Below are 18,226 nucleotides of genomic sequence, written 5' to 3'. Positions count from 1 at the left end.
CCGGCCCGGTCAGGTCAGCGGGCGGGTGGCCCAGTGCGTCTCGTCGCGGTCGGCGCCCACCAGGCGGATCGACGTGACGAGCCGGGCGAGGTCCTGGGCGCCCGCCGCCTGCGGGGTGCCGGCCGAGTAGCTCGGCGAGGGGCTCGCCGACGACGCGTCCGGAGTGTCGCCGGTCGAGCCCGACGACGGGCTCGGCGCACCGCCGGACGGGATCGGCGTGCTGCCGGACGAGCCGGACGGCGAGCTCGGGGACGGCGACGGAGTGCTGCCGGCGCCGGAGGTCCCGGTAGCCACGTCGAGCCGGCCGCGGGACCGGGTGGCGACCACGGTGAAACCGCTGGCGGTGCTGTCGAGGACGGCCGAGACCGCACCGGTGGTCAACCCGCTGAGCGCGGCGAGATCCACGCCGGGCCACGGGTCGCCGAGCAGCGGGCCGCGATCGGCGTCGCGTTGCACCCCGACCACGACGTCCGCCGACCCGTCGGTCGTCTCCTGGTCGGCGGACGCCGGGCGCAGCACCAGGGCGTACACGCCGCGGGAGGTGTCCGGCCCGACCGTGGTCAGCGTCCCGTGCAGTCGCCCGAGCACGTCGGCGACCCGGCGCGGGATCGTCAGCGGCAGCCGGACCTGCCCGCCACCCGGCCGTACCGAGAGGGCGACCTTGGCGAGCCGGTCGCGCCAGGCGGCGCCGGTGCGGTTCACCTGCCCGACCGCCCACTCGCCGGTGGGCAGCCGCCAGGCGAGCCCGGTGGCGCCGGCGGCGACCACCGGCGGCGCCACCCAGTACCCGGTGCGACCGGGCACCGCGGCCCCGGCCCGCCGGCCACCGGGATGCCAGCGCGCGCCGTCGACCTGCGGGAGCCGGCCCTTCGGGTAGACGGTCACGCTCGCCACCGGGTCCGACGGGCGCGGGTCGGCGTCGTCGGCGCGGCGCAGCACGACCCGCTGCCAGTACCGGCCGGTCTCGTAGCTGACCGGAACGAACCCGCCGGCCGCACCGACCGTCACCGCCCGCCGCAGCGGGTCGAAGGTGCCACCGGCCGCGGCCGGGCGTTCCGGCCCGGGAAGCAGCCGATCCAGCCCGGTGGTGCCGAACGAGACCACCAGCGTCAGGATCACCACCAGCGCGGTGGCGCCGGTGAGCAGCCGGGTGCGGGCCCGGGCCCGGCGCCGGCCGATGCGTACCGCGTCCGCCACGTCGACGTGCGTCGGCGGCGTCGGCAGGTCCCGCAGCGGTGCGAGCAGCCGGTCACCGTCGTACTCAGCGGGTTCCATCGGCGCACCTTTCCGCGACCGGTGCGAGCAGGCCGCGCAGCCGGCGCAGCCCGTCGGAGGTCAGTCGCTTGACGTTGCCGGTCGAGCAGTGCATCGCGGCGGCGGTGGACTCGGTGGACAGGTCGCACAGGAACCGCAGTACCAGCGCGGCCCGCTGCCGGGGCGGCAGCCGGGTCAGCGCGGTGTGCACGACGATGCCGGTCTCGGTGTCCGGCGGGGCCGCCGGGATCACCGGACCGTCCTGGGGGTGGCCGAACAGTCGGACCGACGCCCAGCGCAGCCGCTGCTCGTCCAGGAAGGAGCGGACCACGATGGTGCGGACGTAGGCGTCCAGGTCGGTGGCCTGGCTGGCCCGCCGCCAGTGCCGGTACAGCTTGACGATGGCGGCCTGGACGATGTCGTCGGCGCGGTGCGGGTCGCCGCACAGCAGGTACGCGAGCCGGTGCAGCGCAGGCAGCCGGGCCGAGACGTACTCGGTGTAGCGCTGCTCGTCGGCCGCCCGCATGCCCACCCCTCTCCGCCGCCCCGGGTCGCACCGGGCGGCAACGCCGTCCGGTCGGCACGGCCCTTCGGGTGACGGGTACGGCACCGCGCACGGATGTGTGATCCGTGCAACCCGGTCATCCCGCCACCGGCCAGACCCAGCAGTCACCGCGCCACCGGCCGGGGCCGAGGAGCGCGTTCAGCGTCGTGGTCAGCGCGGCCCAGTGCTGCGCCGTGGACGGCAGCACCACGGCGTCGGCCTGCCAGTATCGAAGGTCGGCGCGAGCCGCCCGCCGCTGGTCGGCGCCGATGGCGGGCACGGTGCCGGTCTGCGCCACCGCGTCGAGCAGCTGCGCGGTCGGGCGCGGGTAGATCCCGTACGAGCCGGTCCGGTCCCCGCCGTACGGGCCGAGGAAGTAGCCGGCGGGCAGCGCGAACCCGTCGCCGGCCGCGGCCTGCCACCGGGTGGTGCTCGCGTCGGTGACGCTGGGCACCGGTACCGGCACCAGGGTCCGGCCGGGACGCACGTACTCCCGCCAGTCGCCCGAGGTGATCAGCGCCGGCACCGGCGGCACGGCGGCGGTGGCCAGCGGCGTCGGCGCGATCGGGGCCAGCGCGGCGAGCAGCACCAGCAGCCCGCCGAGCGCCGCCGCGCGGGCGTCGGTCAGCCCGAACCGCAGCACCGGGAGCAGCCGGTCGACCGCGAGCGCCAGCAGCGCGGCGAGCGCCGGCAGCGCCACCAGGCCGAACCGGGACGCGATCACCGAGTCGTACAGCGGCAGCTTCGCCAGCACGAGCCACGGCAGCGGCACGCCGGTGTGGTGCCCGGCGACGACCAGGTGACCGCCGAGCGCCAGCAGGCACAGCAGCCCGGCCGTCGCGGCCAGCGCCCGGACCTGCGGCTCGCGCCGGCGCCAGGCGACGACTCCGATCGCGACGGCGAGCAGCGGCCAGCCGAAGAAGCCGTTCTGCTCGGTCGGGTTGTACCCGGACAGCGTCGCGGCGGCACCGGGATCACCGGCCAGCGACCGGCCCGCGAACGCCGGCAGCGCGGCGAGGTCCAACCCACCGTCGCCGTGCCGCAGCGACGTGTAGCTCTGCGGGCCGAAGAATTGCCACCACAGCACCGGCCCGGCCGCCACCAGGCACGTCGCCAGCGCGACACCGAGGCCCGGTGGCAGCCGGCGCAGCGCCGGCCGTACCGCGTCACGTCGCAGCACCGCCCACGCCAGCAGGTAGCCGGCCAGCGCGGTGGCGCCGAGCAGCAGCGCCTCGCCGCCGAGGGTGATCTGCCAGGCCGCCAGCAACCCCAGCGACACCCCGCGCCGTACCCACTCGCGGGGTGCCGGTCCGGTGACCCCGCGCAGCAGGCCGACCACCTGGTGCACGATCAGCGGCAGGACGAACAGCACGACGAAGTTCGGGTGCGCGTTGGCGTGCGAGACCATCGGCGGGCCGAAGCCGCACAACGCCCCGCCGACCGCGGCGGCGACCCGGGAGTCCACCAGATTCCGGGAGAACGTCCAGTACCAGGCGAACGCGGTGCCGGCCAGCCCGCCGGTGAGCACCAGCAGGTAGCTGACCGCCGGACCGAGCAGCAGGGTGACCGGTGCCAGCGGTACGGACAGGCCCGGCATGCTGGTGTTGGCCGCGAGGTTCACCCCGTCCGGATGGTTCAGCAGCGTGGTGAACAGCGGGTTGTGGCCGTGCACCACGGCATGCGCGACGTGGTCGAAGAACGACTGCCACTGGAACGGGTCCTGGCCGCCGTCGACCAGGTAGCGGCCGGTCGGGTCGGCCCACGCCCGGCACAGCACGAACACGGCGAGCAGCAGGCACCCGGCGGCCACCGCGCCGTCGAACCGCCGCCCGGCCGGAACCCTGGTCGTGCCGGTCCGGACCCGTTCCCGTACCGCGGTCACGCGACGCTCCGCACCCGGGCCGGCCGGCAGCCGTCCACCGGCGGCGCCCAGCGCAGGTACCGCAGCCACAGTCGCAGCAGGTCCGCACCGACCGCGAGGTAGGCGGTCGGTCGCACGGTCGACCCGGCCCGATGGTCCCAGCGCACCGACACCTCGCAGATCTGCGCGCCGGCCCGCCGGAACAGGTACAGCACCTCGATGTCGAAGCCCCAGCCGTCGGTGCGGACCAGGCCGAGGACCCGCCGCGCCGCGGGGCCGTCGTACAGCTTGAAGCCGCACTGGGTGTCGAACACGCCGGGCAGCAGCAGCCACCGGATCGCCACGTTGCCGGCCCGGCCCAGCCGCTCCCGCACCGCCGGCTGGCGTACCCCGATCCGGGCGTCCCGGCCGGCCCGGGAGGCGACCGCGACGTCGGCGCCGCGATCCAGGGCCCGCTCCAGCCGGTCCAGCTCGTGGATCGGGGTCGAGGAGTCCGCGTCGCAGACCAGCACCCGATCGCCCACGGTGGCCAGCACGCCGACCCGGACCGCGTGTCCCTTGCCCCGGTTGGGCCCGACCCGGATCAGCCGCAGCCACGGATCGGTGGCCGCCAGCGCCGCCGCGACCGACGCGGTGTCGTCCACCGAGCCGTCGTCGACCACGATCACCTCGCAGCGCCGGACCGGCCGGGCGTGCAGGTAGCCCAGCACGGTGCGCAGCGTCTCGTCCAGCCGGTCGGCCTCGTTGTACGCCGGTACCACCACCGACAGGGCCGGTCGTTCGTCTCCCACATCCCGAAGACCACCGGCACCGGTCGCCCGGTTGTGTCGGCCGCGCCGACCCCTGCGGGCGGCCGCCTCCGCCGGCGTCGATCGAGGCAGCCGGTGTCGAGCAAGGCTGCCGGCGTCGATCGAGGCCGCGGGTGTCGGTCCAGGGGCCGGCGTCGAGCAACGCTGCCGGTGTCGAGCAACGCTGCCCGTGCCGGTCAACGGGGCGGTGGCGATCGAGGCTGGCGGCATCGATCATGGAGCGGGTGTCGATCGAGGTTGCCGGGGGTGCTCACGGGAGTCGGTCGGTCGGTGCCCGGCGAGCGCGACCGGTTCCCTCGATCGACAGGCCCTGGTCGGCGTACGGCAGCGCGGCGAGCGCGTCGGCGACGCGGCCGGTGCCGTGGCCGTCGACCAGGTGCCAGGCGGTGGCGTGCAGCCTGGTGCGTTCGGCCCGGTCGGACAGCAGCCAGCGCAGCGCCGTGGTCGCCGGCGCCGGGTCGGCCCGCAGCGCGGCCAGCTCGCCCAGCCCGGCGACGGCGCCGGTCCCGACCGCCCGCCGGTAGCCGGCCCGCTGGTTGTCGACCACGCAGACCAGCGCGGCCGCGGCGCCGAGGCAGGCCAGTTCCCAGGCCGAGGTACCGGCCGCGGCGACGACCAGGTCCGCCTCGGTGACCAGCCGGGCCAGCTCGTCGGTCGGCCCGATCACCCGGCGCCGCTGCCCGGCCGGTACCGGCACCGCGCGTACCGCCGCCGCCAGCTGCGGGGTCGCCGCGACGACGGTGGCGTCGCACGGTACGCCGGTGGCGGCGAGCGCGGCGGCCAGCACCGGGGCCGCGCCGTACGGGTCGGTGCCGCCGAAGAACGCCAGCACGCCGCACCGGCCGGCCCGCGCCACCGGTGGTCGCGCCGGCCGGTGCGCCCGGATCTCCGCCCGCTGCAACGCGTACCGCAGCCCGGCGAGCCGTGGCGCCGGCCCGGGGTCGCGTTCGGCGCCGAGGTTCTGGTCCAGGTACAGGTCGGCCGGCTGCACCGGGCTGTCCCCGTCGACCAGCGCCAGCACCGGTACCCCCGCCGCGTGCAACCGCGCGCCCACCGACGGCGGCAGCAGGTACGAGTCGAGCACCACCGCGTCCGGCGCCCCGGCGCCGAGGACCGCCGTGACCGGGTCCGGGCCCGGCGGTACCCAGCAGAAGCCGGCGGCGGCGAGCCGGCGCGCCGCGAACGGCAGGCCGGTGAGGTCGGCGACGAACCGCACCGTGCTGCCTCGCGCGGCCAGCTCCTCGGCCAGCGCGAGGCAGCGCATCAGGTGCCCAGTGCCGGCCGCCGGGCCGGCGTCGCAGCAGCACACCACGGTGCCCGGTGCGCGCCCCGGTGTCACGAGCCCACTCACCCGGCTTCCAGCACCTTCTGCCGGACGTGCGCGTTCAGCCCGGTGACCGCCGGATGCGCGCGCAGCCAGCCGACCAGTTCGGGCAGCGCGACCGGGCGGTCGCCGAAGTGGTCGACGACCGTCTCGATCAGCCGCCAGTCGTCCGGGGTGTCGAGCGTGACCCGCAGGTCGGAGGCGTCCGGGTGCAGGGTGAGGCCGAGCATCGACCAGCCGGCCGGCTCGCTGTAGAGCCCGGACGTGACGTGCGTGCGGTGGTGCCCGACCGCGGTTGCGGAAAGCTCGCGCAGCGCCCCGGCGGCGATCACCTCCACGTCGGTACCGCGGGGCAGCCGGCGCGGCAGGGCGGTACTGACGTAGTCCAGCCACGGCGCCGCCCGCCAGGCGTTCGCCGCGGCGGCGACCACGCCGGGGTCCAGCAGCGGGCAGTCGGCGGTGAACCGCACCACCGCGTCGGCCGGCCGGTCGTCCAGCGCGGCGACGAACCGGGACAGCACGTCGTGCACCGAACCGCGGCTGGTGGCCACGCCCAGCGCACTCGCCTCGGCGACGACCGCGTCGTCGGCCGGCTCGGTGGTCGTGGCGACGACCAGCTCGTCCAGCGTTCCGGCCGCGCGGGCCGCGCGAACCACCCAGCCGAGCACGCTGCGCCCGGCCAGCGGCCGCAGCACCTTACCCGGCAACCGGGTCGAGCCCATGCGGGCCTGCACGATTCCGAGGATTCTCGTCATGTCGTTCCCATTCGGTGTTTACCTTCTTCTCACCTCGTCGGTTTTCACTGACCGCAACACGACGTTTTCTCGGAAGGAATCGTTGAGGGCAGTGTCCACACTCACGGGTTCAGACATTCTCATCACCGGGGGAACCGGTTCGTTCGGCAAGGCCTTCATCCGGCACCTGCTGGACCATCATGACCCGGCCCGGGTGGTGGTGTTCTCCCGGGACGAGCTCAAACAGTACGAGGTTCGTCAACTGTTCAACGACGATTCACGGTTGCGGTGGTTCATCGGCGACATCCGCGACGTGGCGCGGTTGCGGCGGGCCATGCACGGGGTGCGGTACGTGGTGCACGCCGCCGCGCTCAAGCAGGTCGACACCGCCGAGTACAACCCGTTCGAGTACGTGCAGACCAACGTCGCCGGCTCGCAGAACGTGGTGGAGGCGGCGATCGACAGCGGGGTGCGCAAGGTCGTCGCGCTGTCCACCGACAAGGCGTCCAGCCCGATCAACCTGTACGGGGCGACCAAGCTCGTCGCGGACAAGCTGTTCGTGTCGGCGAACCACTACGCCGCGCACCACGACACCAGGTTCGCGGTCGTGCGGTACGGCAACGTGATGGGCAGCCGCGGCTCGGTCATCCCGTTCTTCGCCCGGCTGGCCGCCGAGGGGAAGTCGCTGCCGATCACCGACAAGCGGATGACCCGGTTCTGGATCAGCCTGCCGGCCGCGGTGCAGTTCGTCGTCGACTCGTTCGACCTGATGGCCGGCGGCGAGCTGTACGTGCCGCGGATCCCCAGCATGCGGGTGCTCGACCTGGCCGCCGCGGTCGCGCCGGAGGCGCCGACGCACGAGATCGGCATCCGCCCGGGGGAGAAGCTGCACGAGGAGATGATCTCGCCGGAGGAGGGGCGCCGCGCGCTGCGGCTGGCCGACCGGTACGTGCTGCAGCCGACGATCGCCACCTGGGGGTACGAGCCGCCGGCCGACGCCGAGACGGTACCGGCGGACTTCAGCTTCCGCTCCGACACCAACGACCTGTGGCTCACCGTCGAGCAGCTGCGCGACATGCTGGTCGCCGCGAAGGCGAGCTGAGGTGCTCCCGTACGGTCGGCAGTCGATCGGCGACGAGGAGATCGACGCCGTCGCGGCCGTGTTGCGCGGCGACTGGCTGACCACCGGCCCCGCGGTACGCGCGTTCGAGGCCGAGCTGTCCACAGTGGCCGGTGGTGCGCACTGCGTCAGCGTCACGTCCGGCACCGCGGCGCTGCACACCGCGTACGCGGCGGCCGGGATCGGCCCCGGCGACGAGGTGGTGACCAGCCCGCTGACGTTCGTGGCGACCGCCTCGACGGCCGCGCTGCTCGGCGCGACGGTCGTGTTCGCCGACGTGGAGCCGGACACCGCACTGCTGGACCCGGCCGCCGCCAAGGCGGCGCTGACCGACCGGACCAGGGTGGTCGCCGCGGTCGACTACGCCGGCCACCCGGCGGACCACGACGCGCTGCGCTCGGTCGCCGACAGCGCCGGCGCGCTGCTGCTCGACGACGCCGCGCACTCGATCGGCGCCGCGTACCGGGGTGCGCCGATCGGTGCGATCGCCGACCTGACCACGTTTTCGTTCTTCCCGACGAAGAACCTGACCACCGCGGAGGGCGGCGCGGTCGCCACCCGGGACGCCGAGCTGGCCCGCCGGGCCGCCCGGTTCCGCAACATCGGGCTGGTGCGCGAGGCGGACGAGTTCCGGATCACCGATCAGGGCGGCTGGCACCAGGAGGTGCACGAGTTCGGGCTCAACTACCGGCTGCCGGACGTGCTGTGCGCGATCGGCAGCGTGCAGCTGCGCCGGCTGCCGGAGTTCCTGTCCCGCCGCGCCGAGCTCGCCGACCGGTACCGCCGGCTGCTGTCCGATGTGGACGGTCTGGTGCTGCCGGCGCAGCGGGACGACGTGACGCCGGCCTGGCACCTGTTCCCGGTACGCGTCCTCGGCGGCCGGCGCCGCGAGATCTACGACGGGATGCGGGCCGGTGGCATCGGCGTGCAGGTCAACTACGTCCCGGTGTACTGGCATCCGGTGTTCGCCGACGCCGGCTACCGGCGCGGGCTGTGCCCGAACGCGGAGGCGTACTACGCCCAGCAGCTGTCGCTGCCGATGTACCCGGGGCTGACCGACGCCGACCAGGACCGGGTCGTCGACCGGCTGCGCGCGCTGCTCACCTGACCATCCACAGTAGACACACCGTCGAGCGGGGACCCCGATGAACCACCAGAACCACTGGTACGGGCACGCGCACGTGCTGGCCCGCTACTGCGGGCTGGCCGCACCGCCACGGATCTGGGGGTACCTGCAGCACGGCTGGAACGTGCACGACGGGTACGGCGCGGACGACGGCCCGGCGCCCGGCGTGCCGCGCCTGGTCTGGTCGGACGGCCCGCGCCGGCGCGGCATGCTCGCCGGCCGGCGCGGCTACCGGGTGATCGGCGCTCCGTTCGCCTACCTGCTCGCCACCCCGGAACCGGCCCGGCGGGTGCCGCTCAGCGCCGACCACGGGCGGCGGCGCCGCACGGTGCCGACCGCGCCCGGCCTGCCGTCCACCGTGGACGGTGCGCGGCGCGGCACGGCACCGGCGTCCACTGTGGACGGTGCGCGGCGCGGCACGCCACCGGCGTCCACCGTGGACGGTGCCCGACGGCCGACGGTACCGGCGTCCACGGTGGACGGTGCGCGGCGCGGGACGATCTACTACCCGTTCCACGGGTGGGAGGCGCAGGCGGTGTTCGGCGACCACCGGGCGCTCGCCGCCGAGATCGCGGCGCGGGCCGAACCGCCGGTCACGATCTGCCTGTACTGGCTGGAGTTCCGGCACCCGCAGCTGCGCGAGCTGTACGAGTCGTTCGGCTTCCGGGTGATCACGCACGGGCCGCGCGGCGGCCACTACCAGGGCACCGACCCCTGGTTCCTGAACCGGCAGCTGGCCGAGCTGCGCGCGCACCGCTGGGTGGCCGCGAACCGGCTGTGCACCGCGGTGCTGTACGGCGCGGCCGCCGGCTGCCGGGTCGGCGTCTACGGCGACCCGATGATGATCGAGAACGAGCATCCCGCGTACGGCGGGATCGCCCGGATCCGCCGGCTCTGGCCCGAACTGCACGCGCCCGAGGTCGACCCCGGGTACGCGGCCGAGGTCGCCCGGCAGGAACTCGGCGTGCGGCACGTCGCGCCGCCGGCCGAACTCGCCGACCTGCTCGGCTGGCCACCGCTGCGCCGGCCGGCAACCCGGACGGAATCGGTGGCATGACGGCGAACCAGCCGGCCGTCGCGGTACGAGGGGTGCCGCGATGAGCGCCGCGGCGGTGCGCGCGGACGCCGGATCGGTACCGCTGCTGGGCGGCGAGCTGCTCGGTGAGTCCGATCTGGACGGTGCCGACCGGTACGGCGACTGGCTGCTGCCACTGCTCGCCGGCGCGCTGCCGGCGGCCGGCCGCACGCTGGTGCTCGGCCGGTACGACGACTCGTTGCTCACCGCGCTGGCCGCCCGCGGTACCCAGGTCGACCTGGTGCTGCGCAGCCGACCCGACGCCACCGCCGCGCGGGTCCGGCTCGCCGCGGCCGGCGTCCGGGTCCGCTGCGGCGGGCTGGCCCACATCCCGGTCGAGACCGGCTACGACGCGGTGCTCGCCGCCGACGACCCGGCGATCCTGTCCGGTCCGGACCAGCCGGAGCGGCCCTGGCCCGACACGCTCGCTGCCATCGCCGCGCTCGCCCGGCCCGGTGCCCCGGTCGTCGTCCTGGTACCCAACCCGTTCGGCCTCGACCGCCTGGTGCACGGGGAGGTGGTCGGGATCGGTCGCGGAACGGTGAGCCGCGCCGAGCGGGCGGGCCCGGACGCCGGGGGTGCGCCGGACGGCCTGCCCGCGGTGCCCGCCGCGCTCGCCGCGGCCGGACTGTCGCTGCACGGCCTGCTCGCCGCGTACCCGGGGCTGGTCGCCACCGCGGCGGCGCTCCCGCCGTACGACCGTGCCCCGGCGACGGCCGCCCGACCGGAGCACCACCCGGCGGACGAGGTACCGGCGCGGCTGGTCGCCGACGCGTACGCCGCCGGCCACCCCGGACCGGTGCTCACCGATCCGGGCCGCCTCGCGTACCGGGCGGTGCGGCACGGGCTCGGGCTCGCGCTCGCGCCGAGCTGGATCGCCGTCGCCACCCGCGCGGACCCCACGTCCGGGGGCACCGGCACCGCACCGACCGCCGCAGCCGACCGGCCCGCGGCGGCCCGCCCGGCCTCCGACACCGCCGAACCGGCCGTCTCCGGTACCGGCGGGGCGGCGGTGGCGCGCCCGGGTTCCGGTACCGGCGAACCATCGGTGGCCCCACCGACCGCTGACGCTGCCGAGTCGGTGGCCGGTCCGACGGCTGGTGCCGGCGAGCCGGTGACCGAGGAGCGGCCGGTCGGCGCGGAGACGGCGGCGATCGTGCTGGCCGACGGGGGCCGCCCAGAGTACTGGGCGGTGCCCCGGGTGGTGTGGCGGTCCGGTGCCGGGTGGCGGGCCCAGCCGCTGCGGCCGGACACCACCGTCCGGCTGCTCGACCACCTGCGCCGGGACCCGGGCCGGCTGGCTGGCGCGGTACCGGTCGGGGAGAGCCTGGCCGGCGCGCTGGCCGCGGCCTGCCGGCACGGTGACCTGGTCGCGGTGCGCGGGCTGGTCGCCGGGTACCTCGCCTTCCTCGGCGCGGGCGCGAAGACCGGCACCTGGCGCGCGGTCTGGTCCGACGACGAGCCCGGGGAAGGGGTGCTGTGCCCCGCCGACCGGGTGCTCGCCACGTGTGACGCGGTCCTGGTCGGCCCGACGCCGGACGCCGCGGCCCGCGCCACCGACGCCCTGGAGGCTGCGCCTTTCGCTGTCCCGGACGCCGCGCGGCGCGCCGTCCCCGGTGCCGGGCCGGTCGCCGTCCCGGACGCCGCGCCGACCGCCGTCCCGGATGGCGCGCCGACTGCCGTCCCCGGTGCCGCGTGGACCGCCGTCGCGGATGCGCCGGCCGCCGCCGGCAACGCCGATCGGGGCGCCGGCGATATGGAACCGCCGGCGTTGCGGTTGGCCGATCCGAGCTGGTCGTCCGGCCTGGCGGTGCCGGTCCGGCTGGTGTTCCTGCGCGGCCTGCAGCGGTTCGCGTACCGGCTGCTGGCCAGCGGTGCGCCGCACCCGTGGCCGGCCGGGCTGTCCGCCGACCGGCTCGCCGGCACCCTGGCGGCGACCGCCGACGTGACGGTCTCGCCGGGCGAACTCGCCGACGCCGCCGGCCTCGCGGTGTACCTGACCGCGCCGCTGGCCGCCGACGAGCCGGCGACGGGGGCGGATGCCGACTCGGCCTTCGGTGCCTCCCCGGCGTCGGGTGTGCCGGTGGTGGCCGGCGGCACCGGACCGGGTGAGCACGCCGAGGCGCTCCGGTACGCGGCGGGGCAGCCGCGCTGGGCGGCCGATCCGGCGCTCGCCGCGGTACCGCCGCGCGGGTACGCCGAGGCGCTGGCGGCGATCGGTGCGCTCAGCGCCGAGCTCGCCGACGCGCGGGCGCAGCTCGGTTGGTTGGACGCCACCGTCGCCGAGCGCGACCGGCGGCTGTCCGAGCTGGGCACGCTGCGCCGGTCGGTGACCTACCGGGTCGGTTACCTCGCCACCCTCCCGTACCACCTGGGCATCCGGCTGCTGCGCCGCGAACTGCGCCGGCTGCGTCGGCCATGAGCGCATCGACGACCCCGGTCACGGGCAAGCCGGTTGCCCCGGCCCCGAGCGCACCGACGACGGCGACCACCGGTACGCCGGGTGTGCCGGCCGGGAGCGCATCGGCCGCGCCGGCCCCGAGCGCATCGGCGACCCCGGCCACCGGTACGCCGGGTGTGCGCGGCGGGGGAGCAGCCGGCCGTGCGGTACCGCACGGGCCACGAGACACCGCCGGCGGCGCCGGCCGGAGCAATGCGAAGGAGACAGCGGAGTGCGTCTGAACGCGGCCACCGCGGAGTTCGACCGGTTCCTCGCCGTGGCCTCGGTCTACTGGGCCAACAACGTCCGGCCGGTGGGGCCGGGTGCCGGCACGATCCTGGTCGAGGTGCTGCACCAGGACCTGCGGGTGGCGTTGCGCACCCTGACGGTGGCGAACGGGCTGCGCCGGATCTTCCCGGCCCGGCTGATCGTGCTGACCGGCAGCGACCCCGACTGGCACGACGCGCTGTGGACCCGGTTCGACACCGGCCTGGTGCGCAAGCTCGCCGCCGCCTACCAGGCCGACGACGTACTCGACGTGCACGAACTGGTCGACACCTACCTCGCGAGCGGTGCCGGCAGACCGCCCGGCGCCGACGGTCCGGGCGACGCCGCTGGCCACGGTGGCTGGGCCGGCCGGGGGCCGGCGTTCACGGTGGCCGGGCGCGGTGTGCCGGTGGCGACCGGGCGCGAACCGCTGGACGCCGCCGAGCTGGCCGCGAACCGGTACGCCACCGCGGCGCGGCTGCTGCGGGTGCCGCGGCTGACCGACGCCCACCGCGGCGGCGAGCAGTACCGGCGGATCGTGGCGCGCACCGACGCGTTCGCCGACGCCTACGACCGGCTGTTCGCCGCGTTCACCCCGGACGCGCTGGTCACCAGCCACGTGGACTACAACCAGTGGGGGCTCGCGGTGAGCGCGGCCCGGCGGTACGGGACGCCGATCCTGCACGTGCAGACCACCGGCTCGCTCAAGTCGTACGCGATCTATCCGGAGGATCTGGACGCCGCGCCGAGCCCGCGGGCGGCGCTGACCGGCCGGATCGGCGAGTACTTCGAGAAGACGCTGTGGCCGCTGCGCGAGTCGGTACGGCACGGCGCCGAGCTGGTGTCCTGGCGGGCCAAGGGAAACCTGGGCCGGCCGTCCTGGTGGCGGGGCGGCGCGACGGCGTCGCTGGACATCCGTACCGGCACCGAGCGGCGGCAACTGCGGGCGCACGCGGCGCACCGGTTCGGTTTCGAGCCGGACCGGCCGACCGTCGCGGTGTTCAACCACGCGGTGTCCGACGCGCTGGGTACCAACGTGGAGCACTTCGCCGACCTGGCCGACTGGTTCGAACGCACCGCCGAGTACGCGGCCGAGCGCACCGACGTCAACTGGCTGTTCGTGGACCACCCGAGCCAGGGCCTGTACGACGCGACCGGGTTCTTCGACACCGTCGCCGACCGGCACGCCGGCCGCGCCAACCTCGCCTTCGTACCCAGCGCGAAGCTGGCGAAGAACCTGCTGCTGAGCCTGACCGACCTGGGGGTCACGGTGCGCGGCAGCGTCTCCAACGAGCTGCCCGCGTACGGGATCCCGGCGGTCCAGGCGGGTTGGTCGGAGTGGTCGGCGTGCGGCTTCTCCCGGGTCGCCACCGGCGTCGACGACTACTGGTCGGTCCTGGACGACGCGATCGACGGGCTGCGCGCCGGCACCCGGCTGGTGTCGACCGAGCAGCAGGAACGGGCCCGGCTGTGGCACTGGTTCTACCGCAGCGCCGCCGACGTGCCGACCTCGCTGGTACCGCACTGGGAGGCCGGCCAGTCCGACCAGCTGCTGCGCATCCTGCGGGTGGCGATGCAGCACGTGGAGTCGGACGGCGACCCGGCGTTCACCGCGGTACGGCGGATGTGGCGGCGGCGCGAGCCGTTCCTGACCCGCTTCGACCTGGCTGCCGCCGACGACGACCTGTGGGAGGGCTGATGTTCGACACCGTGTTCGACCGGCCGGTGTCGGCGCTGCGACCACCGGCCACGGTACGCACCGGCGGCGGGGCGTCGCTGCAGGTCTGCGACGGGTTCGTGCGCGGCACCGGCATCGTCGGCCGGTTCTCCGCCAGCCCCGGTCTGCTCGGCCTGAAGGTCACCGCCGGCGGGCCGCTGCGGGTCACCGTGGTACTGCGCGCGGATCGGGAGACCGCGACCTGGTGGGAGCACCGGGTACCGGAGTCGGTCCGGCCGCGCCGCCCGCACGGCGCCCGGCTGCTGCTGGTCCGGTCGCAGGGTGCCACCCGCGGCGCGGCGCTGCTGACCCGGCCGCGCGGCGCGTTCGCCCTGGACGCGACCGCCGCCGTGCGCTTCGACCTGACCGCCGACGAGGTACCGGTGGACGGGCTGCTGGTGCTGGAGGTCGCCGACGCGGCCGCCGCGACCGGCACCCTGCCGTACGCCGCGGTCGGTGTCCGCATCGACTCCGTCACCCTGGAACCGCTGCCCGCCGACGCGCCCGTGGACGCCGGGTCGCCCGGCGAGCTGGCCGCGGCCGGCGAGTACGGGCCGGTCGCGGACGGGTTGTTCGTGGTGTCGCCGCCGAACCCCGAGCTGGTGCGGTACCGCTGGGTGCTGCGTGCCGCGCCGCAGCCGCCGGCGGCGGTCGACCCGGTGGCCCCGCAGTACGGGCCGTTGTGGCAGGAACCGCCGACCGGCGCACCGCCGCTGCGCTACCGGGACAAGGGCATCGCGCTGGCGAAACGCCGGTACGCGGCGGCCCGGTTCGCGGCGTTGCGCCGGCTGCGCCGCACCACCCTGCGCGCCGGCCGCACCGTCACCGCGCCGGTCCGGTACGCGACCGCGCCGGCCACGGTGCGTACCGCGCTCGCCGAGCCGCCGGCGGTCCGGCTGATCCCGCTGGACGGCGGTACCCCGCGGCGCTGCTCGGTGACCCGCCGCGGCGCCGAGCTCGCGGTCGAGTACGCCGGTCGGCTGGCCGGACCGGCGGTGGTGCGCATCGAGACCGCCCGATCGCTGGACTGGCGGCTGCACCGCGCGCGGAGCGAACCGGTACCGCCGGTGACGCCGGAGCTGACCGGCGACCCGGCGGCGAACCGGGACCTGCTGCAGCGGCTGCTCGACGACGCGGCGACGATCCGGCTGCCGGCCGGCGAGTACCCGGTGGCGAGCGGGCTCACCGTGCCGGCCGGTGCGGCGCTGTGCGGCGACCCCGCTGGTACCACCCTGGTGCAGCCGGTGGCCACCGAGGCGCCGCTGCTGCACGTGCTCGGCTCCCGGGTGCTGGTCGCCGACCTGACGCTGCGGCTGCCGGACGCGCGGCCCGGACCGCACGACGGCGACCGGTGGACCGCGGTGACGGTCGGCCGCTACTTCTACCCGGCCGAGCCGGACTGGATCGACGGGGTGGAGCTGCGCAACCTGACCGTGCACCGCGCCGGCCGCTGCCCGGCGAACTCGGTGGCGGTGCTCGGCGCGGTTCGCGACCTGACCGTCGAGGGACTGTCGGTGTCCGGCGGCGGTACCGGCCTCGCCGTGCACTGGGGCGCCGTCGGCACCGACGTCACCGAGCTGACCGGCCCGTCGTACCACCCGCACCGGCTGGCGCTGCGTGACGTGCGGGTCGTCGACGCGTTCGAGGGCTGCTACCTCAGCTCGGTGCACGACGTGTCGCTGCGCGGCCTGCGCTGCAGCGGGGTGGAGATCGGCTTCCGGTTGCTGCCCGGGGACAACACCGACCGGTTCCACGCCGGCCCGGGCGACTCACCGGTCTCGTCCCGCATCGAGGTCAGCGACGCCGAGGTCGGCTGGTGCGGCCGGTACGCGGTGCGCATCGCCGGGTGGGGCCGCAGCGAGGTGGACGGCAGTACCGGGGTGCTCGGCTACCGGGAGGTCAGCGTCGCCGGCGTGCGGCTGCGCGCCGAACCGCCGCTCGCGGACGACGCCGACCGGGCCGCGCTGGTACTGGAGCAGGCGGCCGGCGTCGCGATCCACGGCGTGCGGCTCACCGGCGCCGAGGTCACCGAGGTACGGCGGGACGACGTACCGCTCGCCCTCGCGGAGCTGACCAGCCATCGACACGAATAGTTGTTGATCTACTTCGGACAGTGTCTAGCGTGACGTTCGCCCGGCCGCGCTCGTTCAGTACGGAGGGGCCGCCGGGACGAGCGTGGGAGGAAACTGGTGCGGCAGGACATCGACGAGACACATGCGGGTCGGCTTCCCAAAGGTCCGACGCGTCCTTTACTGTTGCCGCCCATGAGCGATACGCCCGATCGCAACGACGAATCACCCCACACCGCCCCGATCGCGACCCGCGAGGTCGCCGGCCGCGGCCATCTGTTCGACACCACGCTCTACCAGGCCTGGGCGATCGACGCCGACGGCGGCTGGCTCTACCTGCCCGCCGACGCCAGCCCGGACGCCGCGGCCGACGCCGCCGGCCAGTCCTGGCGCGCGCTGACCAAGGCCGGTGCGCTGCACTGCCCGTACCCGGGCTGTGGTGCCGCCTTCTCCGGCGTCCGCAAGGGTGCCGGCCGGGTCGCCTTCGTGCACCCCAAGACCGAGACCACGCACACCGACAAGCAGGCCAAGCAGGCGATGTGGCGGCTCGCCGGTCGCCAGGCGGTCGCCGGCTGGGCGCGGCAGGCGTACCCCGGCGCCAGCGTCGAGGCCGCCGACCGCGACTCGACGCCGGACGTGCTGGTCACCACCGCCGACGGCGCCCGGATCGCGGTGCATCTGCTGTCCGACAAGGTGTCCGACGCCGACTGGCGGGCCCAGGCCGACGCGGACCGCGAGGCCGGCGTCACCGCCGTCTGGCTGGTCGCCCACACCGGCGCCTTCGCCCGGAAGGCCACCGGCACCGACCTGTACCGGCCGGCCGCGCCGGTGCCGGCGGCACTCGCCGCGGGCGCCACGATCGGCTGGCTCAACCCGTTCCTCGGGCTGGTCGGCCGGGCCGACGCGGACGGGGACGTCACCGCGCTCGCCCTCACCGAGCTGCCGCTCGACGCCTGGCGCCTCGACGCCGTCGCCGCGCCGGTGGACGCGGCGACGACCGCCACCGAGCCGGCGGCGGCCGCGGCCGCCCAGCCGGCCGGTGACCCGCAGCAGACCGAAACCGGGTCCGCGACGGCAGCACCGGCGAAGGCGGAGCCCGCCAAGCCCGAGCCCGCCGAGCCCGAGCCCGCCGAGGCCGAATCCGCCGAGGCGACCCCGGTGAAGGCCGAGTCCGCCGAGGCCGAGTCCGCCACGACCGAGTCCGCGGAGGGCGAGTCGGCCGCGGGCGAGTCGGTGGCGGCGAAGGACGCGGACGTCACCGCCGGTACCGACCAGCCGGCCGCGGTGGCGGCCGAGAGCGATGAGCCGGCCGAGGTGACGGCCGCCGAGCCGGCCGACGGCAAGGACGCCGACCTCACCGCCGGTACCGACCAGCCGGCCACGGCGAGCGCGCCGACCGCGGCGGACGCCGCCGGTGCCCGCCCGGCGGCCCGGCCCGCCGGGGGCACCCGCCCGCCGGCGGCGCCACGGTCCGGCGGCTGGCTGCGCCGGATGCTCGACCGGCTCCGCCGACCCGCGGCCTGAGCGACCGTCGGGGAGCCTCCGCTGGCGCGAGCCGATCACGAGGGTCCCCGCGGCGGCGCACCGCCGGTCTCCGAACCGCCGGCGCACCGGCGTTCCGCCGCGGCGGCCGGCGCACCGGGGTCTCGCCCGGGGTGGCGGCGACGTTGTCCGATGCCCACCGATCTGGGAACGATCGGTGGGCATCGCGCTGTCCGTACCGGGCCGGGCCGGCCTGGACGCGCGTACAGGTGGCGCACAGCGAAGTCTCCCCGGTGCCACAGCCGGTGCGGTCACGATGTGTACATGCGGCAGACAGGGATCGAGCCCGGGCGGCCCCAGGGCGGGTCCGGCCCGGTACGGCTGAGCCGGCCCGACGGCCCGGT

Annotated in this window: 13 protein-coding genes; 7 read left to right on the top strand and 6 right to left on the bottom strand. The window is 76.0% G+C overall.

Features of this window, described 5'->3' with window-relative positions; genetic code table 11:
* Positions 1-9: 9 nt before the first annotated feature.
* From NUM_RS02225 to NUM_RS02200, 6 genes are all read right to left on the bottom strand, one after another.
* A complete protein-coding gene (locus NUM_RS02225) occupies positions 10-1,275 on the bottom strand; it encodes a hypothetical protein (RefSeq protein ID WP_207122825.1) in 1,266 nt (421 codons plus the stop codon).
* Positions 1,262-1,780, bottom strand: a complete 519-nt coding sequence (locus NUM_RS02220; RefSeq protein ID WP_207122824.1) for a SigE family RNA polymerase sigma factor — start codon at positions 1,778-1,780, stop codon at positions 1,262-1,264. The genes NUM_RS02225 and NUM_RS02220 overlap by 14 nt, the downstream gene beginning before the upstream one ends.
* 115 nt (positions 1,781-1,895) lie before the next feature.
* Positions 1,896-3,680: a hypothetical protein gene (locus NUM_RS02215; RefSeq protein WP_207122823.1), complete on the bottom strand. Its 1,785-nt coding sequence runs from the start codon at positions 3,678-3,680 to the stop codon at positions 1,896-1,898.
* Positions 3,677-4,450, bottom strand: coding sequence for a dolichyl-phosphate beta-glucosyltransferase (locus NUM_RS02210; RefSeq protein WP_207122822.1), 774 nt, complete (start codon positions 4,448-4,450; stop codon positions 3,677-3,679). Before NUM_RS02210 ends, NUM_RS02215 begins: the two co-directional genes overlap by 4 nt.
* A 268-nt stretch (positions 4,451-4,718) precedes the next feature.
* Positions 4,719-5,732, bottom strand: coding sequence for a spore coat protein (locus NUM_RS02205; protein WP_225918286.1), 1,014 nt, complete (start codon positions 5,730-5,732; stop codon positions 4,719-4,721).
* A gap of 83 nt (positions 5,733-5,815) precedes the next feature.
* Positions 5,816-6,547, bottom strand: a complete 732-nt coding sequence (locus tag NUM_RS02200; protein ID WP_207122821.1) for a cytidylyltransferase domain-containing protein — start codon at positions 6,545-6,547, stop codon at positions 5,816-5,818.
* Positions 6,548-6,638: 91 nt separating this feature from the next.
* Here NUM_RS02200 and pseB point away from each other — a divergent pair, with 91 nt between their 5' ends.
* The 7 genes from pseB (at position 6,639) to NUM_RS02165 (ending at position 17,864) form a co-directional block, all read left to right on the top strand.
* Entirely contained in the window at positions 6,639-7,628 is a 990-nt protein-coding gene (gene pseB, locus NUM_RS02195) for a UDP-N-acetylglucosamine 4,6-dehydratase (inverting) (protein ID WP_225918275.1), read from the top strand.
* A gap of 1 nt (position 7,629) precedes the next feature.
* Positions 7,630-8,754 (top strand): DegT/DnrJ/EryC1/StrS family aminotransferase, encoded by a 1,125-nt coding sequence (locus NUM_RS02190; protein ID WP_207122819.1) that lies wholly within the window; start codon positions 7,630-7,632, stop codon positions 8,752-8,754.
* Positions 8,755-8,791: 37 nt separating this feature from the next.
* The gene (locus NUM_RS02185; RefSeq protein WP_207122818.1) at positions 8,792-9,829 is read left to right on the top strand and encodes a hypothetical protein; all 1,038 of its coding nucleotides are present in this window, start codon (positions 8,792-8,794) and stop codon (positions 9,827-9,829) included.
* A 40-nt stretch (positions 9,830-9,869) separates the two neighbouring features.
* Positions 9,870-12,269 carry a hypothetical protein gene (locus NUM_RS02180; protein WP_207122817.1) on the top strand — a complete coding sequence of 800 codons (2,400 nt, stop codon included), beginning with the start codon at positions 9,870-9,872 and terminating at the stop codon, positions 12,267-12,269.
* A 250-nt stretch (positions 12,270-12,519) separates the two neighbouring features.
* Positions 12,520-14,253 carry a hypothetical protein gene (locus tag NUM_RS02175; RefSeq protein WP_207122816.1) on the top strand — a complete coding sequence of 578 codons (1,734 nt, stop codon included), beginning with the start codon at positions 12,520-12,522 and terminating at the stop codon, positions 14,251-14,253.
* A complete protein-coding gene (locus tag NUM_RS02170) occupies positions 14,253-16,364 on the top strand; it encodes a right-handed parallel beta-helix repeat-containing protein (protein WP_207122815.1) in 2,112 nt (703 codons plus the stop codon). The genes NUM_RS02175 and NUM_RS02170 overlap by 1 nt, the downstream gene beginning before the upstream one ends.
* Before the next feature lie 171 nt (positions 16,365-16,535).
* Complete coding sequence (locus tag NUM_RS02165; protein ID WP_207122814.1) at positions 16,536-17,864, top strand: hypothetical protein; 1,329 nt, start codon at positions 16,536-16,538, stop codon at positions 17,862-17,864.
* Positions 17,865-18,226 lie beyond the last annotated feature (362 nt).

This window comes from Actinocatenispora comari, assembly GCF_017312725.1.
Lineage (GTDB): Bacteria > Actinomycetota > Actinomycetes > Mycobacteriales > Micromonosporaceae > Actinocatenispora > Actinocatenispora comari.
Note: the sequence above shows the minus strand (reverse complement) of the source record. Positions and strands in the feature narration are given on the sequence as shown.

Excerpts from the sequence above, each read along its gene's own strand:
- NUM_RS02225 (WP_207122825.1), bottom strand. The coding sequence starts at position 1,275 with ATGGAACCCGCTGAGTACGACGGTGACCGGCTGCTCGCACCGCTGCGG.
- NUM_RS02220 (WP_207122824.1), bottom strand. The coding sequence starts at position 1,780 with ATGCGGGCGGCCGACGAGCAGCGCTACACCGAGTACGTCTCGGCCCGG.
- NUM_RS02205 (WP_225918286.1), bottom strand. The coding sequence starts at position 5,732 with ATGCGCTGCCTCGCGCTGGCCGAGGAGCTGGCCGCGCGAGGCAGCACG.
- NUM_RS02200 (WP_207122821.1), bottom strand. The coding sequence starts at position 6,547 with ATGACGAGAATCCTCGGAATCGTGCAGGCCCGCATGGGCTCGACCCGG.
- NUM_RS02185 (WP_207122818.1), top strand. The coding sequence starts at position 8,792 with ATGAACCACCAGAACCACTGGTACGGGCACGCGCACGTGCTGGCCCGC.
- NUM_RS02180 (WP_207122817.1), top strand. The coding sequence starts at position 9,870 with ATGAGCGCCGCGGCGGTGCGCGCGGACGCCGGATCGGTACCGCTGCTG.
- NUM_RS02170 (WP_207122815.1), top strand. The coding sequence starts at position 14,253 with ATGTTCGACACCGTGTTCGACCGGCCGGTGTCGGCGCTGCGACCACCG.
- NUM_RS02165 (WP_207122814.1), top strand. The coding sequence starts at position 16,536 with ATGAGCGATACGCCCGATCGCAACGACGAATCACCCCACACCGCCCCG.